The 25234-nt window shown below is 39.8% G+C and carries 19 protein-coding genes; 2 read left to right on the top strand and 17 right to left on the bottom strand.

Translation table 11 applies throughout. The features are described 5' to 3' along the window. Positions 1–30: 30 nt before the first annotated feature. The 7 genes from B9A18_RS19485 to B9A18_RS19515 form a co-directional block, all read right to left on the bottom strand. On the bottom strand, positions 31–1452 hold the full coding sequence (locus B9A18_RS19485) for a PKD-like family lipoprotein (RefSeq protein ID WP_159452704.1): 1422 nt from the start codon (positions 1450–1452) through the stop codon (positions 31–33). 22 nt (positions 1453–1474) lie between these two features. Further along, positions 1475–2323: a DUF4843 domain-containing protein gene (locus tag B9A18_RS19490; protein WP_084291219.1), complete on the bottom strand. Its 849-nt coding sequence runs from the start codon at positions 2321–2323 to the stop codon at positions 1475–1477. A gap of 11 nt (positions 2324–2334) precedes the next feature. Then, positions 2335–3843 carry a RagB/SusD family nutrient uptake outer membrane protein gene (locus B9A18_RS19495; RefSeq protein WP_084291220.1) on the bottom strand — a complete coding sequence of 503 codons (1509 nt, stop codon included), beginning with the start codon at positions 3841–3843 and terminating at the stop codon, positions 2335–2337. Positions 3844–3854: 11 nt separating this feature from the next. Then, positions 3855–7307, bottom strand: a complete 3453-nt coding sequence (locus B9A18_RS19500; RefSeq protein ID WP_084291221.1) for a SusC/RagA family TonB-linked outer membrane protein — start codon at positions 7305–7307, stop codon at positions 3855–3857. A 201-nt stretch (positions 7308–7508) separates the two neighbouring features. Then, positions 7509–8678 carry a FecR family protein gene (locus tag B9A18_RS19505; RefSeq protein ID WP_084291222.1) on the bottom strand — a complete coding sequence of 390 codons (1170 nt, stop codon included), beginning with the start codon at positions 8676–8678 and terminating at the stop codon, positions 7509–7511. A gap of 100 nt (positions 8679–8778) precedes the next feature. Continuing rightward, the gene (locus B9A18_RS19510; RefSeq protein ID WP_084291223.1) at positions 8779–9360 is read right to left on the bottom strand and encodes an RNA polymerase sigma factor; all 582 of its coding nucleotides are present in this window, start codon (positions 9358–9360) and stop codon (positions 8779–8781) included. A gap of 184 nt (positions 9361–9544) precedes the next feature. Then, entirely contained in the window at positions 9545–11860 is a 2316-nt protein-coding gene (locus tag B9A18_RS19515) for a hypothetical protein (RefSeq protein WP_084291224.1), read from the bottom strand. A 258-nt stretch (positions 11861–12118) separates the two neighbouring features. Between B9A18_RS19515 and B9A18_RS19520 the strand changes: the two genes are divergently transcribed. Together B9A18_RS19520 and B9A18_RS19525 are read left to right on the top strand one after the other, a co-directional pair. Beyond that, positions 12119–12694: a Crp/Fnr family transcriptional regulator gene (locus tag B9A18_RS19520; RefSeq protein ID WP_084291225.1), complete on the top strand. Its 576-nt coding sequence runs from the start codon at positions 12119–12121 to the stop codon at positions 12692–12694. Positions 12695–12760: 66 nt separating this feature from the next. Next, positions 12761–13201: a carboxymuconolactone decarboxylase family protein gene (locus B9A18_RS19525; protein WP_084291226.1), complete on the top strand. Its 441-nt coding sequence runs from the start codon at positions 12761–12763 to the stop codon at positions 13199–13201. Positions 13202–13266: 65 nt separating this feature from the next. Here B9A18_RS19525 and B9A18_RS19530 read toward each other — a convergent pair whose 3' ends face one another. The 10 genes from B9A18_RS19530 to B9A18_RS19575 all read right to left on the bottom strand — a co-directional run bounded on the left by B9A18_RS19530 (position 13267) and on the right by B9A18_RS19575 (position 25219). Next, complete coding sequence (locus tag B9A18_RS19530; protein WP_084291227.1) at positions 13267–13497, bottom strand: hypothetical protein; 231 nt, start codon at positions 13495–13497, stop codon at positions 13267–13269. Between the two features lie 102 nt (positions 13498–13599). Further along, complete coding sequence (locus B9A18_RS19535) at positions 13600–14094, bottom strand: SRPBCC family protein (RefSeq protein WP_084291228.1); 495 nt, start codon at positions 14092–14094, stop codon at positions 13600–13602. Positions 14095–14213: 119 nt separating this feature from the next. Next, on the bottom strand, positions 14214–15407 hold the full coding sequence (locus B9A18_RS19540; RefSeq protein ID WP_084291229.1) for a TlpA disulfide reductase family protein: 1194 nt from the start codon (positions 15405–15407) through the stop codon (positions 14214–14216). Between the two features lie 3 nt (positions 15408–15410). Further along, the gene (locus tag B9A18_RS19545; protein WP_084291230.1) at positions 15411–16925 is read right to left on the bottom strand and encodes a PKD-like family lipoprotein; all 1515 of its coding nucleotides are present in this window, start codon (positions 16923–16925) and stop codon (positions 15411–15413) included. A 4-nt stretch (positions 16926–16929) separates the two neighbouring features. Further along, positions 16930–17724, bottom strand: a complete 795-nt coding sequence (locus tag B9A18_RS19550) for a DUF4843 domain-containing protein (RefSeq protein WP_084291231.1) — start codon at positions 17722–17724, stop codon at positions 16930–16932. A gap of 17 nt (positions 17725–17741) precedes the next feature. Beyond that, positions 17742–19160 carry a RagB/SusD family nutrient uptake outer membrane protein gene (locus B9A18_RS19555; protein ID WP_084291232.1) on the bottom strand — a complete coding sequence of 473 codons (1419 nt, stop codon included), beginning with the start codon at positions 19158–19160 and terminating at the stop codon, positions 17742–17744. 16 nt (positions 19161–19176) lie between these two features. Beyond that, entirely contained in the window at positions 19177–22623 is a 3447-nt protein-coding gene (locus tag B9A18_RS19560; protein ID WP_084291233.1) for a SusC/RagA family TonB-linked outer membrane protein, read from the bottom strand. A 177-nt stretch (positions 22624–22800) separates the two neighbouring features. After that, a complete protein-coding gene (locus B9A18_RS19565; protein ID WP_084291234.1) occupies positions 22801–23901 on the bottom strand; it encodes a FecR family protein in 1101 nt (366 codons plus the stop codon). 75 nt (positions 23902–23976) lie between these two features. Continuing rightward, positions 23977–24561 (bottom strand): RNA polymerase sigma factor, encoded by a 585-nt coding sequence (locus tag B9A18_RS19570; RefSeq protein ID WP_084291235.1) that lies wholly within the window; start codon positions 24559–24561, stop codon positions 23977–23979. A gap of 148 nt (positions 24562–24709) precedes the next feature. Continuing rightward, positions 24710–25219 (bottom strand): hypothetical protein, encoded by a 510-nt coding sequence (locus tag B9A18_RS19575; protein WP_200816404.1) that lies wholly within the window; start codon positions 25217–25219, stop codon positions 24710–24712. Positions 25220–25234 lie beyond the last annotated feature (15 nt).

Here is a 25234-nt window from a genome sequence, read left to right on the forward strand (position 1 = left end):
TTTGTGTTTAATTATTTAATTCTGGTTCTATTATCTGACTACTACATCAACTGCATCACCCGGAATACCGCTTATGGTTTTAGTGATGTTGCCATCCTTGCCGACAGTTACATCGAGCACATAAACAAAGCCATTGGTACCTGCGGTTAGCGTATTTCCATCTTCACTAATTTTCAGCATTGTGACTTTTTTACCATTAAAATTCGCAACCAATTCGGTTAAGCTTTCGTTTACCGGGTTATACCGCCATATTTTATCATTCGATGAAAAATAGAATACATTCAGGTTGTTACGAACCCATTTTGAATCTGCATTTACCGATGATGAGCCTTTAAACAGACGCTTATGCTCAGGAATAATTTCCTTATCAGTTCCGGTAAGTTTGTAGCTGAATTTTAATTCGTAGGTATTCCCGTCGGCCTCCTTAAAATATGCATAAGAAGTACCCGACTCCCCTGCTTTCATAAAGATTAGATTTTGCAGACCAATGGCTTTAGGATTGAATATACTGGTCTCTTTAACCAGATAGGTTGTACCAAGGTAGCTCCCATCTCCACCAAAAATGACAAACGCTTTTGCTTTGTTATCAAAACCAAAATAAAATGAGCTGCCATGCGTAAAAAAGTTCGACAATTGGTAGTCGCCATTCTGTTCATTCGCAAACTTCCCATAATCAGGTGCAAATGGCGCCGTACTCGATATACCGATGTATAATTTATTGTTGATGACTCCATTTGATATGGTTCCCATTACCGGCTCAATGCGTCCGGGAGAAACTACTGAAGGAGGTAAAAAGAACTGCGATTTGAAATTATCTTTGTGCAGCAAAGTATTCGCATCAACTACTGTACTCCCCTTTGTAGGATCATTGCATAACACCCAGTATTCTTCCTTGCTCAGGAGCTGAAAAGGCAGTGGCTTTGAATAGTATAACTGCACCGGATTGCTGGCTAAAGACTGGTTGTTAAGGTTTTGATAGATATTTGGCAGCACCGTATTGTCTGGCTTTACGAATGACAATTTTGCGACGCCGCCGTCACTACTCAATACTACAGTCCCTGTAGAAAATTGTGTGGTTCCTGTTACCTTAAACTTGAACTTATAAATAAGGCCATTTCTTTTATCGGTAACAATCAAAGTACTGGGTCTTTCGCCGGGACCTAATCCGTAAAGCATTTTTAATGGATAACCGGTGTAAACGATATCCTTAAGTTCCTCCAGTACAAATATCCGCCATTCAAAACTGAGATCTTTCAGCGGGTCCGCTCCGTCCAGACTGACTTTAGGTTGTATAACCAGCGTATCGCCGGTAAGTGCCGGGAAGTTAACATCCTTAACCCCTTCTACAACAGGCGCTGAAGGAGGTGAATAGGAATAGTTTCCCAGATCCTTTTTACAGGATGTATAAAATATGGCTGTGATCGCCAGTACATATATATATTTCAAATTCATGATCTTTTTTTTAATGCGTGAACTACATGATGATCTGTTTCCCAGCCTCATTGATAAAGAAATAGCCGTTTACCTGAGGAAAGAATTTTACATAAAATTTGATTGCAGGCGATGCAGTATTGTAGAAATCATAATCCTCAGTTCCATCTGTACGCTTGGTAAGGGCATATCCTAACTGTGGATTTCTGGTAACCCAGGTAAAGGGATCCTTAACAAACAGTCTTACATTTTCCAGATAGTACAAAGTTCTGGGGATTTCAAGATATGCATTTGGCATTGTTGGGTTTACCAGATCCTTTCCACCGGAAATCAAAAACAACTGATGGGTTACCCTACTGTATTGTCCCAGCTGTCCTTGCCAGAACATCCACCATGACGGCATTTCCAGTCTGTTAGAATAAACTATTTTTTTTGTCCGCAGCTTAACCGGCAAATCCTGTTTAAAATCAGCATTTCCAATAAGCCTAAATGTTAAGGCGACAGACTTACTGGTTAAATTTTGATCGATATTTTTGATGATCACCGGAACATTTATTTTGCCCGAATCAGCAGGCATGATGTAAAAAGGTTTGAGTGGTTCGTAGTGCTTATCCCTTTCTGCGGTCGTGGCCGTATCTACGACAGTTAAAATAAACTGTCTGTCACGCTTCTCACGTTTACCTGATACCACAATCGGTACCCAAATGGTGTCTTTTGCCAATCCCGGACTGGTAGAGAAGGAATAAGGGACTGCAGCCGTATCAAAAACGCCTTTATTATCGTAATAATTTAAGTAAATATTATCAATGGATTCGTAAGTGGATATATCGTTCTTTTTACAGGCAAGTAGCAATGTGCCCAGTATAAAAACATAAAATATGTTCATTTTCATAATCGCTGTGTTTAGTTTCTATAAGCTTGTTCGTCAACTGGAATTGGGGAAACAAAAATGCTGTTAGAGGCAGGATAGATCAGCCCGTTGGCATTAATTACGTCCCTATTTAACCTTTTATGCATAAAGAAAATCTGGCTTTCGCCGTAAAATTCCTTTCGTGCCTCACCCACAAGCTTATCTATAAATTCGCTTCTGGTGATGTTCTTTGGCAATGGCGTACCAATTCCACGGTGTTTACGTACCGTATCTACTAAGGCAGTTGCATTGATCGGGTCGCTGTCGAAACTGGCTTCCGCAGCAATGTAATAAACTTCCGATAGTCGTAAACCCGGCGTTACCGTTGGGTGAAGGTTTTTTAAAGGAGTGGAATTTGTCGTGTACTTCTGTAAAAAAGCTTTTCCAGCGTTATTGGATGATGGTACATCGCGAAACCATTGTGCCCTACGCCAGTCATCCGCACCTACTGTTCCTTTTTCATAGATTAAGTCCTTCTGTGTAATGGAAGGCACGTACATCGCGTCATTTTTTGAAAATAAAGCTGCGAAATGATCAACCTGGTTATTGTCTTGTGAAACAAACCAGGCCGTAATCAGCTCCGGATAAAAAACTTTATCTCTCTGTTCCGGATTTGTATTGTTAAAGTCTGCGCTCTGGGTCCAGGGGAATTTTTTAGCGTCTATCACCTCTTTGGCATTTTGCAAACTATTTGGCAGGTCATTTTTATACAGATAGACTCTGGCCAGCTGGCCGCATACCGTATAATAGTTCATGCGGTGCCTTCTGTTCTGAAGAAACAGGGAAGAACTATTTGTCTCAGTTGCTTTCTTTGCTTCTGGTGTACCATCCGGATAGACTTTTCCAGGGTAACCAATAATGTAGCCTGGACTTAAAATAGGATCAGAGGTCCGAAGCAGCACTTTAGCTGCAGAAAGGTCGGCAATTACTTTATCCAACACCTCTGTTACAGTAGAAAAAGGGGTGCTTTTTATAGAAACCGCAGCTACATAAGGAATTGCCGGAGCGCTTGGATTATTTTTAAATGACGGCGCATACATCCTTAACAAGTCAAAGTGCAGGTAAGCGCGCAGAGTAAACGTTTCTCCCTTGATCAGCTCAAAGTTTTTATCCTGGAAAACGGCTTTCCTCTGATCGATCACTTCAAGTATGGCGTTACAATTACTGATAGCCTTGTAGCAATTTGTCCAGATCTGATCGTATTTGCTGATCAGCGTCTGATCGGTATATTTAAATGAGGCAATTTTCTGCAGATTAAGATCTGTAAGCGTATAATTTTGGGCCATAATGTCCAGATTAGACACGGTAAGATTACCACCGTATAAATCGCGGGTGGCACAATAGGTATAAACCCCGTTCAATGCTTCTTTGAAACCCTCCTCGGTTGTAAATAATTGTTCCTTTGTTACATCGGACTCTGGCTGTACATCAAGAAATTTCTTGCATGAAGTACAAACCAGCAAGCAGATAATAAATATATAAGCTAATTTTAATGATTTCATGTGGCTGTTTTTTAGAAGGTGGCCTGTAAAGAAAATGTGATGCTTCTGGCGAAAGGTGAATCTATACCCCGCTCTATTTCTACGGTCGATGCCCTGAAAATATCATTCATGGTAACCGCTGTTCTTAAAGTCTGGAACCCGGCTTTACGAACGAAATCCTTTTTAAAATCGTACGACATATAAACCGACTGCAGGTCTATTAAATTCTCTTTTTGAATAAACCTTGAACTTGCCCTGGTTAATGACAGATCCTGTATGTTTTTGTATAAAGCAGGATCTCCCGGGTTAACCCATCTTTGCGATAATGCTCTCCTATCTACATTAAAGCGGGGATCAGCATTTTCGATTCTGTCTACCAGTGTCTGGTTATAAATCTCCCCTCCCATGCGATAGTAAAAGCTAAAACTGACCATGAAATTCTTATAACTGATATTACTACCCAGATTACCCGCAACCTTAGGTGTACTATCACCCACAGGCTGAGTGTCTTTAATATCATAGTCGTAGGTTAAAGTCCCATCCCTTTTTACATAAATCTCTTTACCATTTTCCGGATCAATTCCTAAAGATTTTACTGCATATATGGTATTGAGCGACTGACCTTCATTATAGCGCAGTAAGGGCATTGATAACAAGCCATTTGCAGCATTTTCATTGTAGGCAGGATCACTCTGAAGATCGTCGATCTTATTATTCAGAACTTTTAAGGAATTTGAAAGTTTGACCAATGTATTGGTATTGTGGGCCAGGTTACCGGTTATGTTGACATTCCAACCCGAAGCATTAAGCGCATTAGCCGTAAGATAGATCTCGTATCCTTTATTCGCCATATCGCCCAGGTTTTCCTTATAAGTAGTAAAACCTGTAGATGGGGCAAGGCTGATATCCGTAATCAATCCCTTGGTAAGTTTGTAATAGTAGCGTGGGGAAAGGACTATGCGATCCTTAAAAAATCCGATATCCAGTCCGGCATCATATGTGTTTGTCTTTTGCCATTGCAGATTACTATTACCATAACCGAGCTGAGCGGCACCAATACCGGTCGAATACCAGTTTTGCGAATAGTATCCATACATAGATCTGGACATATAAGGTTCAAACCCTACAGAACCAAGTGTTCCTGTACTGGCTTTTAGCCTCAACTGACTAATTACCGCCGATCCCTGAAGGAAATCTTCATTATGAATATTCCATCCCGTACCTACTGCCCAGAAAGGAGCAAAACGTTTATTTGATCCGAATGCAGAAGATCCCTCCATCCTGAACGATCCATCAAACAGATATTTGTTTTTATAAGAATAGTTACCGGAAAAGAATGCTCCCGCCGTCCTGTTGATTAGCACATTGCCAGCAGGGCCTGAATTTTCTTTATAAATCCGGGCAAAACCAATATTGGTAAACCGGTCGTTAGAGAATCCCTGCGCTTCAACCGATTTAAAATCAGACTTGGCAGAAAGGGCATTGGCCCCCAGTACAAGGTTGAAAAAATTGTCTCCAACCTGCTTGTTATAATTGATGGTTAAATTTCCGTCAATGGCAGTTCTGTTGGTCGTTGTATATCGGTAAGTTCCTCTGTTATTCAATTTATCCGTAGCATACTCATAAAATTCGTTGCTGGAAGGTGAACGAAATATATCCGCTTTTGAATTGGTTTGATTTAAGCTGATCAATCCTTTGATGCGCAGACTGGATGATAATTTATAATCAGCAGAAAAGGCGTCGATTATTTCCAGATAGGATTCCTTATTGAAATTGCTTAACCCGGCCTCAAATAAGGGGTTAAATACATATACACTTTTATACTGATTGTCCTGGTTTCTAAATGTGTTTACACGCCAGTTCGCCAGTTCCTGAATAACACGACCAGTACTGTCTGCTTTAGGAAAATATGGATTCATTAGGGCATAGGTAGAAAAACTGCCATATGGAGAATTCACAGCATTGGTCTGGTTGATGGAAAGATCATTTCTCAAGATCAGTTTGGGAGAAGGATTATACGTGAAATTCATACCTCCACTATACCGATCTCTTGTGGCACCTTTCATTACACCCGGCTGGGTCTGATACCTGACATCAATGCCATAACGAAAAGTCTCATCTCCACCCTGGGCATTAAGCGAGTGTTTCTGTGCGTAGCTATTACGAAGTGGCTGTGATAACCAATAGGTATCCACACCACTAGCAACATTTCTTAATCTGGAAAACAGCTGTGCATCTAATACATCTTGCGGAGTATCGCCGCTGGATCCGCCTGTTTTGTACATCCCGGCAAGCTGCTCATAAGCTATTTTATCTTTGGCATTGAGCACCTGATAGTCGGAAAGGTCTGGTCCGGAAAAAGTAAGTTCATAGTTATATCCCAATTGCAGTTTACCCGCCACAGGAGCCTTTGTGCTTATAACCATAACCCCGTTGGCCGCTCTTGATCCGTAAACCGCTGTTGCAGCTGCATCCTTAAGCAGTGTTATAGACGCAATGCGATTGATATCCAGATCTATTACTTTTTGCAGAGAGACTTCAAAACCGTCTAATATAAAAGCCGGTAAATTAAATGAACTGGATAAATTGTTCCGGTCCAACACGTCATCCTTAGTTTCGGGGATCCCTGGTAGTGCAGTAGCACCCCGTACATTGATTCTTGGCAGGGCATTTGGATCTGATCCGGCAAGGTTATTATCCAGCAATCTGAAGGAAGGATCGAATGACTGAATAGCTTTCAGTACATTTTGCGGGTTAGTTCTTTTCAGGTCTTCTCCCTGAATAACGATGGCATTTCCCGTATAACTCTCCTTTTTAATGGTCTGGTAACCGGTAACAATTACATCATTCATCAGGTTTACCTGATCTTCCATGCTCACCGTTAAAAACTTTGAGTCTCCTACCTTTACTTCTTTTTCTTTAAATCCGATGTAACTGAAGATGATTATATCTCCTGGTTGTGCATCAATTTTAAATTCTCCCTTACTATTGGTTTGGGCCCTTACACTTTTATTCCCTTTAATGGTAATATTTACACCAGGAATTCCACTCTGCTTTTGAGGGTCAATCACTTTTCCTGTGATGTCGATCCAATTGCTGGCGGTTTCTATAGTATTATCAACCACCTTATTTCTGACTACAATGGTCTTGTCGACGATGTTAAAGGTTAAATTCTGATCAGTAAGACATGCTTTAAGTGCCTCTTCCAAAGGAACATTCTTCAATTCTACATTCAACATTTGCCTGTTCAGGTTAACCTTCCCACTATAGAAAAACAGATACCCTGTTTGTTTTTTGATATCCCTGAAAACGGTTTCAAGTGTGGTGTTTTTCCTGGAAACAGTAACACTTTGTGAATAGCTAGCAGCAGATAAATGCATCGTGCCGATCAGTAATAAAATAGCAGTTAATTTCATCACTATTAGTAATTTGTACTTTACCCGCCACATAGAAAATACGGGGTTGTAAAGAAAAGTTAATTTCATACTTTTGGAATAGAATTAAGTGAATAAATAGCAACCCGGTCTCAACATCTGGCTGCTGACTTTTTTTTGACCGGAAGTGGTGAGACACTTCCGGTTTTTTAGTCAAATCTTTTGTGGTTCTCAATCTATTGTAGCTTTCTTATCATCTGTGGTTGGTTTAGTCGGTTAAAGATTAGGTTCATTATTTTATTGATTTTGGAACTATTGCTGGGATGGTCGTTGGTTATACGACACTTTAACGGTTTTCCCTACAACATCAAAATTTACATTATTGAGTTCCAGTATTTTAAACACTTCTGAAAGTTTACTGCTTCTGGAGATTTCTCCAAAATATTTTTCCTCGCTTATCGGGCCTACATATATTACATTGAGATCATACCATCTGGCAATCTGTCGCATTACAGATTTAAGATCATCGCCCTCAAAGGAGAAAATACCATTGATCCAGGCGGTTTCCCTGTTTATATTAACACGATGTTTAGCGATAGTATTTCCATAAGCCCTATCCAGCACCGCCTGCTCTCCAGGTTCAATTAAGGTTGATTCTTTAACTGTAGAAACTTTTACAGCACCTTCCAACAATGTTGTTTTTATGGTTTGTTCATCAGCATAGGCATTCACATTGAAATGGGTCCCCAATACTTCTACAGTCTGCAGACCTGAAACCACCCTAAACCTCCTGTTTTTCTGCTTCGCAACTTCAAAATAAGCCTCACCATTTAGCTCAACAATACGATCCTGCTCGTTAAGAGATGTAGGAAAAGTTAAAGAGGAAGCGGAATTGAGCATTACTTTGGTTCCATCTGAAAGCATGATGGTATATTGCCCGCCTTTAGGAGTAGAAATTGTATTCCGTGCGTTTTCTGTTGACTTTTCATTTGCGTCAACTACTGTATAAATCAGTTCACCATCCTTAGATTTGCTGACACTAATCCCCGACTGCTTAGAAATTTCGCCTTTAGCGGCATCATTCAGTACAATTTGCTGCCCGTTTGCCAGTGTAAGAATAGCCTTGTTCCCCCCAGGACTAATCGCACGGTCCATTTGTGCTATAGGATCATCTTTTTGTTGGTAAACAAAAAAGTAAATTGAAACAGAAACAAACAACAGTGCTGCTGCTGCCGCTCCGTATTTGATCCAGCTATAGCTTAGCTTCTTAATCTTTGGACCGGCAATACGCTGATCTATCTTTGCCTTGATGTCATCTTTTAATTCAGAAAACAATGGTTCATTTTCATCATTAATAAGATCCTCTTTGACATCAAACATATTATAATAAGTTTCCAGGAACTTTGTTTCCTCTAAACTGGCCTTCTGTTGCCTGTATTTTGTGAGAATTCCTCTAAAATAATCTTTGTAAGCGCTTTTCATTATCCTTGTTATACCTATATGAGTCACAAATCCCAAAATAGCCCACTCAGAATTAAAATTTTTATTTTTTCAGCCTACAACAACAAAAAAACCAGAGTTTTTATCGTGCCTGATAATATAAAATGACCGCATAAAACAGCATTAGCGAAGTTCTAAGCTTATTTAATGCCTTACCTAATTGATTTCTTACTGTTTTTGGAGAAATCTGCAACCTATCAGCAATTTCCTGACTACTCAAATCTTCTTCAAAACGCATTTTAAAGATAATACGTTGTTGTGTAGGCAGTCCTTCAATCAACTGATGAAAGGCTTCCAGAAACTCCTCATGCAATATTTTTGCGTCGGCATTACCCAGGGTACCTTCCAGGTCACCTGCGTTATCAGGAAGTGCAGCATATCTGCCTTCTTTCTCTAGATGTTTAAATACACCATTTCTGGCAGCCACATTTAAATAAGCGGGAAGATTTTCAATTGGACTTTTGCTGCCCCTAACCCAAAGCTGAGTAAATACATCCTGAGCAATATCCTGAGACCGTTCCATATCATTCAACCTTTTAAAGGCGGTATTAAAAACCAACTTCCAGTATCTATTATATAAAACATCAAAAGCATCCCTGCTCCCCTCACTCAGCTGGAGCAAGAGCTCATTGTCCCCGACACTATTTAAACTTTCAGCGTACATCTTCACCTTTAACAGCCAAATCTATAAATATTTATAGTATTACCTATACAGGTATGTCACAAAACCCAAAATAGCCCACACAGAATTAACATTTTTAATTTTTCACCCTACAACAAAAAAAACCATAACATCTGCAAAAGGTAAACAGAAGAAGCAGGAACATGTTATATCCCAAAGGGTATCATTAGGATATTTGCGATGAATTGTAAATAACCCCAACTCGTAGTGCCTTTAAACCTGTAATATCCTGCAGTTCTTCGACCTCAAAATTTTCCAACTCTGAAGAGAGTTTCCCTTCTTGCTGCAAAATCCTAATGTATTTTAGGTATTCCCTTTGTTCTACTTCAGAAGTGTATACAATGGTTATCTTTCCAGGCTGTGAGATCCTTTCTGTAGTATGTTTGATGTGTGCCTTATCGATACGTTTTTTAACCATCTCAAAGCGGGCATTATAAGTTCCATCTACGTCAAAACGTTTTTCATCCAATCTGAAGCGAATCGCTATTGGTGTACTATATACCAAAATCAAAGAACTAACCTCTAATGGATAAGGCAATTCTGACAAATTTGAATGATGTATATGCTCGAGCTTGCACATCGTTCTTAGCTGCCAGATTCTCAAATCAGACAACATAGCCGGTTCAAATTTTAGTTTAGGGGAAACAGATTGTCCGACATAGAGATTGTGTTCAATACCGTCCGACTTAAATCTTTCAAAATAGTGTGGAAAAATACGCTGGGCGTTTACCTGCTCTTCGTCAAGGGTATCACCAAAGTACCCGTTGATCTGGCTGATAGTCTGATCAAACTTCCGCCGGTAAGTATGGAACACACCGTTTTGTTTGTCTAAGGCTTCTGTATATTCTTTTATTGCCTCCTTATATTGATCAGCACGAATAGTCATAAGCCAAGGTTGAATGGTACCTGCTAAATAATCAGTAACCCGCTGTTCAGTATCGGCCCGAAAAAAGGATTTCACGATAACTAACAGCTCATTGAGTTCCTTGTTAAAACGAGCATATTGTTTTGTATGATTATCCTCCTTAATACGTTGTATTAGAGAAAGAGCTGAATTAAGTTGCAGTTCGAGGTCTTTCTCTACACTAAGATTTCTGGACTTTGATGATCCCTTTACATCAACCTGTCCATATAAAGGGACGACATTTTCGAAGATGATTTCCTGTTCGCTGGTCTGTCCTTCCCCAGGTATTTCATTGTATTCTGCCTTAATCGCCTGTCGGAATTTCCAGCTTACGCTTGGATGCAGTGATGTATATTTCTGTTGTATCATCGCCTGGATGTTACTTTCCATTTCAATGGCTATCTTTTCCAGCTTATCACTTAGGTAAGGCATCACCACTTCAAGTTTGCGTGCAGTAATGCTATTGAGTACCTTGACATGTGGCGACAAGACTTCTAAAACCCCGAGAATAATGCCATTTTTAACTACAGGTGCCAAAATGAAACTACCGGATTTACTGTCGAGCAAGGGCCGAACAATTGAATGATCTGGATGCTTTGAAACAAATTCCCCGATATCAGAAATTGCCAGGTACTGTCTGCCGGAAATCATTTGCCAATACTGTTCCAATACCAGGAAATCCTCAACTGGATTAGTCTTTCCAGGTAAAATAATACTGTGTTTACGTTGGACCATGGTCATTTCATTGAGCCTATTTCCTTCATGACAAAACATCACATAGCCGACGCTGAGATCACTCAAACGGAATATGGAGCTAAAAATTGAATTAAGGCTTTGCTGAAACTCGTTAGATTCAAAATCCAAAAGCTTTCCCTTGAAAATGGAAACCGCATTTTCTATCGTCGCATCAAAAAGCGTAATGATTGTGAAACCCTTCAATACATAGCTTTCCGATGGAAATTTAGTCTGCCACAAGCTCAAGTCATCGTAATTATCCATTAACTTATTCATGTCCTCACTGGTCAGGGGAACCGCTTTATCTGTAGGTATAATGTCCAAAAAATCAGCATTATAGAGGATTCGATAATGCTTAATAATGCCTTCAGAGGTAGGAATATCGTAAAACAGCGGTTTTCCAAAATCAAGTCGGGTGCCATAAAATTTATTCAGAATGATACAGCAGCTCATGATATACAATTGCAGCCCATCAAAATCTCTGATATTTAATTCAAATTCCTGGCCGGCTTCTTTAAGAATAGATTTAAAGCGCCCCGTCTGGTTGAAAATCAGATTGTTGTAAGGTAAGCCTACTGCTTTGATCTCATTATGCGTAAGCTGGACAGGGAAATAGTCAGCCAAAAGTTCAGTGATTAACGGAACCTGCTTTTCGAATATAGCAGTATCTGAAATCCCGGTTCTGAGTTCAGGAAAGGCTGAAATTCGTTCCAGCAATTGCTTTCTACGCATTGAATCCCCATTATTTTCTGTTTCTGCCAGCTGTTCAATTTTTAAAATTACTGACTCAAACGAAAATTGCATTTGAAATGGAGTTTGGAAATCGGTCCTGATCAGTGTCATGGCTTATTTTCTTATACTAAGATAATGCTTATCCCTGGCAATACTATCATACGCTCCTTTAGAATTAGCTTATTAAAATTTTTAATTTACAGCCTTAGCCGCTCCTAAGATTTTACCATTACTTTTATGCCACCAAAGCAAATGGTATTGATTACCTACTTAAACCTTTTTCAAAAGAAGAACTGAAAAAAGCTTTTAGAAAAGTAGATAACTTCAAAAACTTTTTTCCACAATCTTTAAAACCCTTGAAAAAAAATCATGTCAGAAATATTTAAAAGTCATTTAGAAAAATTCATCGAAATAAACGAAGAAGAATTCGCAGGTATTTTACCTTTTTTTCAGATTAAAAAGGTCAGGAAGAAAGAGAATTTGCTTGTTGAAGGACAAATTTGTAAATCTCATTATTTTGTCCTTAAGGGTTGCTTGCGAAAATTTTTTATAAATAAAAAAGGTATTGAACAAACTACTGAATTTGCGATTGAAAATTGGTGGATTACAGACAACTTTGCTTATGAACGAGGCCTGTCGACCGAATTTTACATTCAGGCAGTAGAAAATTCGGAGATTTTAATCATTAACCGTCAGTCCCAGGAAAAACTATTGATAGAATACCCGAAAATGGAACGCTATTTTCGTTTTATCTACCAACGAGCTTATGCAGCATCACAGCTACGAATTAAATATCTGTATGACTTAACCAAAGAAGAATTCTATAATCACCTGTGTGAAAGTCAACCTGAATTTGTACAGCGGATTCCACAATATTTAGTCGCATCTTTTTTAGGATTTACCCCAGAATATTTAAGTGAAATCAGAAATAAAAAACGTTCTTAAACTGGTTTAAGTTTTTATCATTTTCTATTTCCGAATTTTGTCCTGTTCATTTAAAACAAAATAAAAATGGAAGATAGAATAAACATCAACGAAATTGAGCCACAAGCATATAAAGCTATGTTTGCTTTGGAAGGTTATCTGGGAACAACCCAATTGTCTAAAACACTTAAAGAACTAATAAAAATTCGAGCTTCTCAAATTAATGGGTGTGCATTTTGTATTGATATGCACACAAAAGACGCGCTGAAATATGGAGAAACCACTCAACGTATTTTTCTGCTTAATGCCTGGCGTGAGACAGATTTATTTACTATAGAAGAAAAAGTGATTTTGTCCATGACTGAAGAAATTACATTAATTAATAACCAAGGCTTATCTGGTGAAACATACAAAAAAGCAGCAGAGTTATTTGATAAAAATACCATCGCTCAAATTATAATGGCAATCGTAACCATAAATGCATGGAATAGAATTGCAATAAGTACGGAGTTGAAACCCGGAAAATAAAACAACACTAGTAACCACTTCTATATGCCTTTGTATATAAAAGTGGTTACTAACACTTCTATTTTTTACAACCTATACCGAAGTTTGATATTTCTTCCTATGGCTTTAAGTAGTCCAGGATGATCGCTTACAGTAGCATCAACAGCATCCCAGTCCCCTTTTGAGTTGCAAGCAAGCTGATACTCTTTGCCATCCAGGTTAATTTGGATTAAACTGGTTTCTTTTGTTATTCCCTTCGTGATGATAATGTAGGTATAATCCTTTTCATCAAAGTTGATGCGCATCGGTAAACTCATAATGCAAATATAGCGTCAGAAATTTACTTTTATTGTGCTCGTTGTTATATAAATCTTATTGTAGCGCTGCATTACTTAAAACAGTGATCAACAATTATACCTCTAATTGTTGATCATAGATTCCAAGTGTTCGTCTTTATTTCTAAGATCGAGCCCGCCCTCGTAAACAGATTTTAGGTTAACCAAATAAAAAGCCCAGCCACTTGAACAGCCAAGCCTGATGAACTGTTTAGAATGATCATCTTCAGGTATATTATAATGCCTTAGTTTCACGATGGTATAACCAGCTTGCTCCGTCAGATTCACATCTACAATGCATTTTCCTTCAAAGCTGAACTGCAAAAAGTCTTTACCATTTGCCTTTATAATCATTCCAGACATTGGATCCTCATATAAATACCAAAACCAGGTATAAGCACACCCGGCGGTAACATTCAGCTCGGACCCAATCAGTGTCCCGGTATCATTAGTAAAAATCACTTGTTTGAGGAACCACTTCTCCAATTCCTGGCCCTTAGTCCAGGAATTGTAAATAGCTGTTAAAGGAGCCTTAATTGCGATAGTTTTTGTAAAGGAGGTCCAATCAAAATTATTCATAAACGAGTAATAAAAATTGTTTATATAATCAACTCAAATATAACAAAAACAATGAGCCGATTACCTGAAATAATCGGCTCATTATTAAATATTTTATCAATGAGATAGAGACAGCTTTTTTATGATTTGGACAATATCTGGGCGATCAAATCATCCAGAGCTTTAGCATTTCCTTCGCCACTACCCACAAATTTCCTGATAATAATCCCATTCTTATCGATCAGTATTTTAGTTGGATACGCACTGACATTATATTTTTCAGTCACAGATAGTTTTCCCTTTTCTACTTGCTCATTTAAAACATTGATCCAGCTCATCTGATCCTGATCCAATGCTACAGTCCATTTTTTATAATTGTCTTCGGGCTTTCCGTGTTCATTTGCGACACCTAAAATCTCCAATCCTCTGTCTTTATATTCCGCATATAATTTACGCAAGTGCGGATGGGTTTGGCGACATGGAAAGCACCAACTGCCCCAGAAATCAAGCAATACCAGTTTACCTTTAAGTGAAACCAGACTAACTTCTTTACCATTTCTATCTTTTAAGATAAAATCAGTAGCTGTAGCACCAAGGGCAGTTACTTTTGCTATCTCCATGCGCTTTGCATAGGCCTGTCCTTCGTTTGAAGCTTTAATTTCCGGTAGGAACTGCTTAAACAAAGGTTCTATTTCAGATGGTTCTAAGATCAATTGGGTATACTCTCTTAGCATGTTCAACGCTGTGCCGGATTGTGGATGGTTAAACAGATAAGTCTTCTTCACTGAATCTATCTGGGAATCAATTTTAGACCTTTTCTTTGTATAGTTGGCTATACCTAGGCTATCCTTATTTTTATACGCATGGGCCCCTTCTTCCTTATACATTTTAGTATTGGTAGCATAATATGGATCTAACTTTGCCTTCAGTTCTTGTCTGTCTGCATCAGCCTTTGAGCCTTTAACGATCGTGCTGTTTAGTTTTTGAACCGCATTTGCACTGAGCTTTCCTTTATCGATGTAAAACTCATGGACATAATCTTTTAGCATGCGTGTAACTGCATAATATTTTTCTACACTATCTGCAACTTTTAGCTGAATTACTGCTATAGCGGGATAAGAGATCCGGCCTTTGAAAGTATAAGTACCATTGATCAACTTTGTGCTGTCTTTTATCTCTTTGCCATTCTGTTTAAATTTCAAATAAATGGTTTGATCTACTGCACGCTTGTAATCAGACACCTTACCTGTTAAAGTGAAAGGATTGCCCATCTGTGCAGCGCCAAATAATGGCGCTAGCATAAGCGCAAAAACATATATATATTTACTCTTCATGGGTTATCTTTTTTCTTTATAGAACATGCTTGTTATTTTTCCAAAGCCCGAATAGGTCTTAACCGGACTGCCCAATGCTCCTGTGGGAGAAACATCAAACTCATTTATTTTTCCTTCGGCTCCGTTATAGGTTGATATATACAATTTACCTGTTGTTCTCAGAATCTGATAAGAGGTACTGAATTCTGCTACCCTGCTTACAGAGAACTTCATATCTGTAATTTGTTCACCGCTAGCTGCTGTATAAGCTATTGTAGCAGTATTGGACTTATAATCATATACCATTACATTGTTTCCAGAAACATAATAGATATGCGGAAGTTGTGTAGAACCTGCAAAGATTGTCGCACTGCTCATCGCTGCAGATGCAGGAATTTCAGCATACGCTGCCGCTGCTTTTTGTGTACCTATTGGATATATCTGATAGAAATACATTTTTCCAGCGTCATCCTTCATTAGCCAGTTGTAATAGGCATACTGGTTAGAGTAGCAGGCATATACACATTTTTTCTTTACGTTATTCGGATCAAATGCTCCCGGACTTGACATATCTGTGCTGTAGGTATTCAATTGGCCTACGCTGCCACCTGTAAACCAAAGAAAACGTCCGTTTTTTTGATCATAACAAATGAAGTTTGTTGTAATCGCGGGGGTGTTTGCTTTCCCTGCGGTTGTAGAGGTGATGATGAAAGGTGCTACCTCATAATCGCCAAGCAATGCGCCATCAAAAGTAGGTGTACTCGCACTTGGTGCACCGAATTGGACTTTGCCATTTACCAGCGCATAAATCGCATTTCCGCTCCAATATCCCTGAATTGCCGATAACTCTACCGGTGCAGGTGGAGGGCTTGCTAATAGTCCGGAAAAAGGACCGGCATCCTGATAAGTTTCTGGATCCAATTGCATGGTAGTCCTGCCGGGAGCAGATACGAACACGTAAAATGGTTTTTGGATCTGCTCTCCTGATTTGAAGTAAAAACCCGTCAACTGGCCTACAGGCGTAGGAATGTAGCTGCCCTTGTTAGCCTCACTATATAGATTTCTGAAAATTGTGCCATCAAGCCCCAGATGGCTGATATCGCCTCCTTGTGGTTTTTCTTCCAATACTACAATACCACTTCCAAACCTAGATATGATAGTAAGGTGGGTTTGAACTGTCGAGGTAATATTTGTACTGACATCTTTTACTACATACATCAGTGTGTAACAACCCAATGGCGCATTCATGGCAACCTTCAGGTCCTTTTTATCAGAGAGTTCAATTTTAGGCCCAAAAGCATCGCTGAACATATACCAGCTATAGGTATACATACCATTGGTAACATTGTCTTGTGTCACTGTAGGCGTAATACGAAGTGTATCACTCAGCAATATATCTATATTGTCGCCTGTGCTCAACGCAGTAACTTTAATTTCGTTGATTGGTTTTAAATCATAGTTGCTCTTGTCTTTCATACATGCTGCAAGTAGCATGGAAAGGATCACAAAGCTTAGTAATGATAATATATTAGATTTCATTTTTTTATAGTTTAGGGAATGTAACCTGATTGCCTGTTTCGTCTATCATTGGCCCATTTACTTTTTCATACTCATATAGTGCTGAAACAAGTTTTGCCAGATAAATATACATCTGTGCTGCCGTAGGAGATTCTGCACTATCACGGGCTCTCGGGCCCCACACTACTCTTCCTGTGATGTCAATTATAAATTTGTATTTCGTGGCACTGTAGGTTCCAAAAAAGAGCTTAAACCAACTGCCGGAGGCATCCCAGGTATCAGGTTTTAAAAGCTGATCACTCAACTTGATCAGGTAACCGGGCACATACGTACCGACTGGTTCTCCGTTGAATGTATTATTAGTTTTGGTATTCATAATTTGGAGTGGAAACTCCGCGCTGGTCGCAATTTTCACATACAGCCTTACCTGCTTCGCTTTGAGGTCTGCTGTTCTTTTGATGAGAATAGGAACCCTTCCGGTGATCTCATTTGCTTTAATTTTGGTCTCCAGTATTTGATAGTGTGTTCCGGCAAGAGCCGTAGTTAAGTTTTCGTCCACTTTCAGTGGAACTATACGATCTACCGGAGACATGTTACCCGAAATTTTTACAGGAATGTAAATGGTATCTAACATTACCGTATTGGCCTTTTCAGCAAAGGAATAGCTAGTGCTATCTCTAACCCCAACAAATTTTTCTTTGTCAATATAAATGCCCGCCTTATCTTCATACATCAATTCTTCCTTTTTGCAGGAAGCCATAATTAGCAGCAAGATGAGTGAGAGGAATTGAATTTTATGAATGTGAAATATAGTTTTCATTTTTCGTTGCTTTAAGGTTATCTGTTACCAAATTCAATTTCAGTGTCAGGTAGTGGAAACACATAGGTTGCCGCAGTCATAGTCACTGTCGACCTCGGAACCGGAAGTGTCCCCAAACGTTTGTAGTAGAAGAACAATTGTCCTTCAGCATAAAACTCTTTGATGTACTCTTTAGCAATTTCCTGCATTCTGATCGTCTCATTAAAAGTGGAAGTCAATGCTGCCAATCCGCGATTTATCCTGATTTCGTTAACCAGGGTTCTTGCTTCCGTAAGGTCTGTGGTAGCTTCAGCGGCTATATAATACATTTCTGAAAGCCTGATTAATGGCACCTGATTGCTGAGCTGCAGATTGGTAATACCATCCTGCCAGAACTTGCTGCTATACGCGAATCCATTAGATGTTCTGATATGATACAGGTAACGGTAATCGGTAGAACCACCCTGAGCAATATCAAATACCGTATTCATGGTTGCAGTAGTCAGAAAGAAAGTAGAACCCTGGAAACTTGTATTTCCTTCCAGACGGAAACGGATGTCTACAAGCGTTTTAATTAAAGGCAAATTCAGTCCAAACACATGCTCGGTAGAGAAGGTTCGGTCCTGGTTGGCCGTCAGGTTAAAAGTACTACGGTTTACAAATGGAAACTTACCGGAAGCGATGACTTCCTTCGCATATTGGAGTGCCTTTACTTTATCGCCTGCGTACAGGTAGATACGTGCTTTCAGCGCCTTTACCGCCCAGTAGTTAAAATGATTACGTGTATAGTTGGTAAACTCGTCGGCACTCGCCTCTGTGTTGTATACAATTTCCTGATATACGGATAACAGTTGTTCTGCTTCATCCAGATCTTTTAGACAAAGCTCAATAACCTCGGCGGTGGTGCTTAATGGGCTTACCTCTTTGCTGAATGTTTTAATATACGGAATGGCTTTTACTGAACCCCCATTTACAGGAACAGGTCCAAACATACGCAGTAAATCAAAATGCATATACGCCCTTAAACCCAAAGCCTCACCTTTTACCAGGTTATAATGGTTTTTCAGGAATACACCTTTGGCCTGGTCTACGTGGTCGAGGATATTATTTACCCCACCAATAGCCTTATACATATTGCTCCATATTGTTGCTATGGTTGATTTTACCACTGGAGCTGTATAATTGTATCTGGTATGTTCCAGCAAGGGATGGCCAGTTGAGGTGGTTTGATAGTTCTGTCCCATGGCACTGATGGTTGTCATGGTCAGGTTATCTGCATAGAGCCCAGTCCCCATTTGCAGGTAAGAACCCAGTAAAGCCTGATTAAAGCCTGCTTCGGTACTGAACATTTCGTCCTGAATCACCTGGGTGCCGGGTTTTACATCAAGCCATTTTTTGCAGGAGGAAATCCCCGTTGCAAGGAGGCAGAATAGTAAGATATATAGTGGCTTTTTCATAAAGCTATAGTTTTAATTAAAATATACTTGTGGATATGTTGAAAGTAAAGTTGTGTGCAAATGGAAAGTCCAATCCACGCTCCCTTTTGATCGTAGAGATCTGGAAAGGATTTGCGAAATACAGCTCCAGTCTGGTATTGGAAAGGCGCGCTTGTTTAAGCCATTTCAAATGCTCAGGAAACTGATAGCTAAATGATACCCTTGAAGCCTCAATCATATATTCCTTTTGTACAAATCTTGAAGTTGCGAGTGTACTTTCCACTACAGCTTTACCATCCGCACTACCGATAATACCTTTAAAGAAGGTTCGATCTCCAGGTTTTTTCCACCTGTCGCTGGATACCCGGCGATCCAAATTGTAAGTGATGTCGGCATTTTCTATACGGTCTACCAATGTCTGGTTATACAGATCGGCTCCAAGGCGGTAGGTCATGTAAATATTAACCCCAAAGCCCTTGTAATCCACCCCCGTGCTCAGTGTTCCGGACACACGTGCTCTGGTATCACCTACAGCAACTTTGTCGTTGGAGTTCCATACATAAGTTGCATTGCCATTTGCATCCAGGAAGATCTCCTGGCCATTTGCCGGGTCAATGCCCAAACTTCTTACCACGTATAAGGCTGTTAATGACTGGTTTTCCTGATAATAGCTTTTTGGTTTTTTCCTGTTTATGTCTTTTACATCGTTGTCTGCCAAATTCGCCGCATCATTCAACTTCTTCAAAGTGTTTGATATCTGAGTAATGGTATTTGTATTTCCATAAGCTGATAAACCAGCTCTCCAGTAAAAAGCTTCTTTAGGCTTTTGGATGATGTTGACATTAACACTACCCTGCCATCCTATATTCCTCAATGCACCTGCATTTTCCTTGTAACTGCTGAAACCCAATGAAGGTGGAGTGGTAATGTCGAGGATGAGGTCGTTGGTGGTATTGTAATAAAAATCACCGGAGAAACTGATCCTGTTGTTCCATAAAGTAGCATCTAAACCCGCACCACGTTTCAAGCTTTTTTGCCATCCCAAAGTCGAGTTTCCGTACCCGAATAAGCTAGCACTCAGCTGATTCAGATAAAACTGATCAGTAAAATAAGTGTAGGTACTTAATGCCATATAAGGAGGAAAGTTCTGATCCCCTGTAGTACCTACAGAACCCCGGATTTTAAGAAAAGAAATGAACTTTACATCCTCCATGAATTTTTCACGGTGAATATTCCAGCCCATACCGGCCGACCAGAAAGGAGCCACACTTCTGTCTTTTCCAAACTGTGATGAAGCGTCCAGACTGACAGAAAAATCTAGCAGATACTTGTTGTCGTAAGCATAGTTGGCATTCATTCTTCCGCTGATCAGTCGACTGATTCCCTGGCTTCCGGAGGGTTTTGTTGTTATCGGATCGTATTTGCTGGCAAATATCAATTCTGCCACTTTTTCATTAGGAAAGCCTATAACCGAAGTATTGAAAGTTTGCTCTTTTCCCTCGTTAGCATTTATGCTCCCGGTAAAGAATACGAGGTTTTTCTTCCATGTTTTCCTGATGTCAAAACCCAGATTGGCATCTATCAGATCTGTTTTACCTGTGCTTTTAGTGTATCGTCCGCGTTCTGTGATCGGCTGCGATTCAAATGCTGTATTTCTAGCCGATAAGTAATAATCTGATGAAGTATTGTTATGTGTATAACCTATCCCACCCATGAAGCGCAGCCAGTTCAACGCAGACCATTCAAATCTGAAGTTATTGGTGAAACCGAGCTGCTCATTAAAATTTTTACCAGGCAACGCTGCATTGTATAAAGGATTTCCGTAGTAAGCGTATAGCACTCCGGTGTTGTTTCTTCTTGGTTCACCGAGAAATCTGGCAAACTGTCCGTTCTCATCATATGGCGACCAATACTGGTTGAGTTTTGTATAATCAGCAAAACTGCCATAAGGGCTGTTTGTTCCTTTTACGTTATTGATGCTCAGATCGTTCCCAAATAACAGTTTTGAATTACGGTAAGTAAGGTTTACCCCACCGCTTATGCGATCACGGCCAGAACCTTTCATCACTGCCACATCATTCTGACTGCTTAGGTTTATTCCGTATCTCACTACCTGATCGCCCCCTTCAAGATAAAGAGAATGGCTATTGCCATAACCTGTCTGCAAGGGTTGAGACAGCCAGTAAGTATCTACCCCGCTGGTTACTGCTTTCAATCTTTCGTTGTATTCTGCATCACGCAGTGTCTGCAAATATGGCCATGCCCCGCTATCCTTATAAAAGCCAACTTCTTTTTCGAACGCAAGTTTTTCAGCAGCATTCATCATGTCGTAGCTGCTCAGGTCGGGGGCCGTTACCGTAATGCCACCGCGGTAAGAAATTCTTACGGAACCTTCTTTAGGTTGGCGCGTATCTATGACCACCACACCATTACTAGCACGCGAACCATAAATCGAAGTTGCTGCTGCATCTTTTAGAATGGTAATCCGCTCAACCCTATTCATGTCCAGGTCGAAGATTCTTTGCAAAGTTACCTGAAATCCATCCAACACAAATAAAGGTGCATTTGGTTTGTCTCCAAATACATTCCTCAATGTGGCGGAAGAGTTTTGGTTAACACTCTGATCCGGAAAGTTATTCTGTCCCCGCAATTCTATATCAGGCAACCTGTTTGGATCTGAACCTAAACTGATGTCTTCAGGCATTCTGAATGAAGGATCCAGGATACCAATTGCTGCGAGAATATTGGAAGGAGCTACTCTTTTTAATTCTTCGGCGGTGATGGTTTTTGCCGATCCTGTGAAGTTTTCTACTGGTCTTTTGTAAATACCGGTTCTCACAACCACCTCATTTAGGGAGTTGTTCTGAAGGGAAAGCCTGATCACTACCTTTTTTGTGTTCGCATCTATTTTATAATCCCTGGACTCATATCCGACATAGTTGATACGCAGCACTTTTACTGATTCAGGAATGTTGATCGAAAACCTACCATTTTTGTCTGTGTAAGCTTTGATATCTGTGCCTACTGCAATGATGGTCGCGTTTCCCAAAGGAATCTCTCCATCATCTGAAATTACGGTCCCTTGAATCTGCGATGCACGTTGGTCAATCAGCTCAACGCTTGAAACAATCTTTTTGATGATGATGGTTTTGTCCTCCACAGTATAGGAAAGTGGCTGATTCCCCAGACAGATCTTTAAAACTTCATTTATTGAAGCATTTTTGACATTTATGGTGACGGGATTTCCAGATTTAATAAGATCTGCATTGCCAATAAAATCATATCCAGTTTGATCCCTGATTGATTTAATGATCTTTTCAAGCCGGGCGTTTTTCTCATTCAAGGTAATGGTTTGTGCCTTAGTAGCGGCACTTACCTGGAGTAAGCATAAGGTAATTATGAGTACGGTTAATTTCATAATACGCAATAGTTGGTTGTTTATATAGCTTCCGTAATCCGGGCTATATAGCTGATAAAATTTCATACATTTGTTTAGTTGGGTTTATTCCCCACGATACATTATAGCTCCAATGGAGCCTATACGCATTTCGTGGACGGTTGAATTTGTTAGCACAATTTTTATACGGGTGAATCCAATGTTGCCGGATTCCGATGCCTAGTCGGATTCCGGTTTTTTGTGATTGCCGCCTGGAACGTAAAATTACTTCATGACAATCACCCTCCTTCCCTCAATTTTAAAATGAACACCACCTGATTTTTCCAGCAGGTTAATGACGGTAGATAAGCTTTTTGAGCGGGATATAGACCCAAGGAAAGACATCGGGGGCAACTTATCCTGATAATAAATTTCCACATCATACCATCTGGATATTTTACGCATAGTGCTTTCCAGATTCTCCTCATTGAAAATGAAAAGGCCATTTTTCCAAGCCAATTCATCCGTAACGTTAACCTCTTTTACTGTGATGCGATTGGAAGCCGTTAATATGGATTGCTGGTTTGGTTTTAATAGCGTTCCCTTACTTCCATTTTTTGATCTGACTTCTACCAAGCCTTCTTCCAAAGTGGTTAGTGTAGTTGGGTCATCTGCGTAAGCACTAATATTAAAATGCGTGCCCAGTACTTTAACATCCTGTTTAGTTGTATTCACAATAAATGGATGATCTTTATTCTTTACCACTTTAAAGTAGCCTTCACCATCCAGTTCAACAACTCTATTCAATGCTCCTAAAAATGTTGAAGGAAATTTGAGTGTGCTGGCTGCATTTAAGGTAACTAGGGTGCCATCCGGCAGTTCAACATTATATTGTCCGCCACGGGGTGTGCTTATGGTCAAAACTTCAGCATCTTTCGCATGGATGGCCTCAATGTTTGAGCCGTCATCATAAACCAGTTGCTTACCTTTAATTGACACCCCTGATTTCAAGTCACTTAAGTAAATCTGTTTACCATTGGCCAGCCTTATGATTGCTCTGTTTCTACCTGGAACGATATCAGTTGCATATTTAGCTTTCGAAGCCATTTTTCTATCACTTGAATTATAAAAATAGATGCCCAGACTTAACATCAACGCTACTGAAGCGGCGATGCCAATCCTCTGCCATGACCAGCTGCGCTTAGGCTTTGGCTCTAAAATAGACCAAACTTCGGCTTCAACGGCTTCATAATCCGGTTCAGGAAGTTTGTCTTCTTTGTTGCGCGCATAGTTAATATACCAGCTTTCAACTGTTTCTTCCTCCTTTAAAGTTGCTTTCTTACCCAGATATTTTTCAATCAGGTTGTTCGCTTTATTATAGCCCATACTATTTGTATTGATGCATTATTATAGTAAAGACACTTCAGTAGATACTCTGCTGTATCCGAATTAAAAATAAATTTATAAAAAGGGGAAAGCGCTGTGAAAATTAGCCGCACCAAGTTTTTTTCGCAGTACCTTTAGGGCGTTAGTCATCTGGGTTTTGACCGTTAACTCTGTAGTTCCCATCGCAGTTGCGATCTCCTTGTAAGACAGATTTTCATTTCTTTTCATTAAAAATACTTGCTGCATACGCTCAGGTAAGCGAGCTATCTCTTTTTCTATAATTTGGGAAAGTTCACGTTCTCTGATCTGATAATCAGTGATATTTTCTCCCTGATCAACAAATGCCTCCAGGGATGCCAGATGTTCATTAGCTATTTTGTTTTTGCGGAAAATATTAAGAATCTTATTACGTACAGCAGCATAAAGATAAGATGCTAGTGAACCGGACAGTTCCAAACCTGGCGCACGTGACCAAAGCATTAAAAAAACATCCTGTACAACATTCTTTGCTTCTTCATCGTTCTGCAGCATTCTCCGTGCATGTTGATAAAGCAGTGACCAATAACGTTTGTAAATTTCTGTATACGCAAGTTTATCCTGCCTCAAGATCAGTTGCCCGAGCATTTGGTCGGTTAATTCGCTGTAATCCTTCATGTTCATTCCCCGACGCAATTTACAGAAATTTTATAGCAGCAAAGGAAATTATTGCAATTGACCATGTTAATTGCAAATTACGGGTCTTATTCTCCTCTCCGTACACTGTACCCGATCCCTGAACCGAACCCAGCCCAGACCACACGCAGTACACTCATTTCCAAAAGTTCAAAAGACCTTCAGAAGATTTACCAGACAAGGGATCATTTTCAGGTAAAGGCACCGTGTCTACCTTTTCACGCACATCCTTTGGACGCTCATCTTCCAAACGGATAAGATCCGGTTCTTTTCCATCCGGATAGGCGCCGACAATTGCAAAATCCTTACTATGTGAAACAGATTTATGCCCAGTTCCAGCAGGTAGAATCACTACATCCCCGATACCAACTTGTAACTGCTGTCCATGTTCGCCACCCAACTGTAATGAAGCATTCCCAGCGTAAACACCTAAAACTTCGTGTGTATTGCTATGATAATGATGGTAATCATAGACACGCCAACGAAATGCATTTGTCCAGCCATTCTCTGCAAAATGACCTTCCAGCCAGTCCGCACCCAAATCAGGATCAAGGTTAAAAACCTGCCGAAACACCAATACCGGATGCCTGCTATTGGGAATAATACCATCGTCAGTAAAGTGATAAATCTCAGGGATTCGGTTCATAAGCATGTATTTATG

Source organism: Pedobacter nyackensis (assembly GCF_900176505.1).
GTDB classification, from domain to species: domain Bacteria; phylum Bacteroidota; class Bacteroidia; order Sphingobacteriales; family Sphingobacteriaceae; genus Pedobacter; species Pedobacter nyackensis.

Bases quoted from the DNA above. Each gene is read 5' to 3' on its own strand.
- B9A18_RS19485 (WP_159452704.1), bottom strand. From the start codon at position 1,452: ATGAATTTGAAATATATATATGTACTGGCGATCACAGCCATATTTTAT.
- B9A18_RS19490 (WP_084291219.1), bottom strand. From the start codon at position 2,323: ATGAAAATGAACATATTTTATGTTTTTATACTGGGCACATTGCTACTT.
- B9A18_RS19495 (WP_084291220.1), bottom strand. From the start codon at position 3,843: ATGAAATCATTAAAATTAGCTTATATATTTATTATCTGCTTGCTGGTT.
- B9A18_RS19500 (WP_084291221.1), bottom strand. From the start codon at position 7,307: ATGAAATTAACTTTTCTTTACAACCCCGTATTTTCTATGTGGCGGGTA.
- B9A18_RS19505 (WP_084291222.1), bottom strand. From the start codon at position 8,678: ATGAAAAGCGCTTACAAAGATTATTTTAGAGGAATTCTCACAAAATAC.
- B9A18_RS19510 (WP_084291223.1), bottom strand. From the start codon at position 9,360: ATGTACGCTGAAAGTTTAAATAGTGTCGGGGACAATGAGCTCTTGCTC.
- B9A18_RS19515 (WP_084291224.1), bottom strand. From the start codon at position 11,860: ATGACACTGATCAGGACCGATTTCCAAACTCCATTTCAAATGCAATTT.
- B9A18_RS19520 (WP_084291225.1), top strand. From the start codon at position 12,119: ATGTCAGAAATATTTAAAAGTCATTTAGAAAAATTCATCGAAATAAAC.
- B9A18_RS19525 (WP_084291226.1), top strand. From the start codon at position 12,761: ATGGAAGATAGAATAAACATCAACGAAATTGAGCCACAAGCATATAAA.
- B9A18_RS19530 (WP_084291227.1), bottom strand. From the start codon at position 13,497: ATGAGTTTACCGATGCGCATCAACTTTGATGAAAAGGATTATACCTAC.
- B9A18_RS19535 (WP_084291228.1), bottom strand. From the start codon at position 14,094: ATGAATAATTTTGATTGGACCTCCTTTACAAAAACTATCGCAATTAAG.
- B9A18_RS19540 (WP_084291229.1), bottom strand. From the start codon at position 15,407: ATGAAGAGTAAATATATATATGTTTTTGCGCTTATGCTAGCGCCATTA.
- B9A18_RS19545 (WP_084291230.1), bottom strand. From the start codon at position 16,925: ATGAAATCTAATATATTATCATTACTAAGCTTTGTGATCCTTTCCATG.
- B9A18_RS19550 (WP_084291231.1), bottom strand. From the start codon at position 17,724: ATGAAAACTATATTTCACATTCATAAAATTCAATTCCTCTCACTCATC.
- B9A18_RS19555 (WP_084291232.1), bottom strand. From the start codon at position 19,160: ATGAAAAAGCCACTATATATCTTACTATTCTGCCTCCTTGCAACGGGG.
- B9A18_RS19560 (WP_084291233.1), bottom strand. From the start codon at position 22,623: ATGAAATTTTATCAGCTATATAGCCCGGATTACGGAAGCTATATAAAC.
- B9A18_RS19565 (WP_084291234.1), bottom strand. From the start codon at position 23,901: ATGGGCTATAATAAAGCGAACAACCTGATTGAAAAATATCTGGGTAAG.
- B9A18_RS19570 (WP_084291235.1), bottom strand. From the start codon at position 24,561: ATGAACATGAAGGATTACAGCGAATTAACCGACCAAATGCTCGGGCAA.
- B9A18_RS19575 (WP_200816404.1), bottom strand. From the start codon at position 25,219: ATGAACCGAATCCCTGAGATTTATCACTTTACTGACGATGGTATTATT.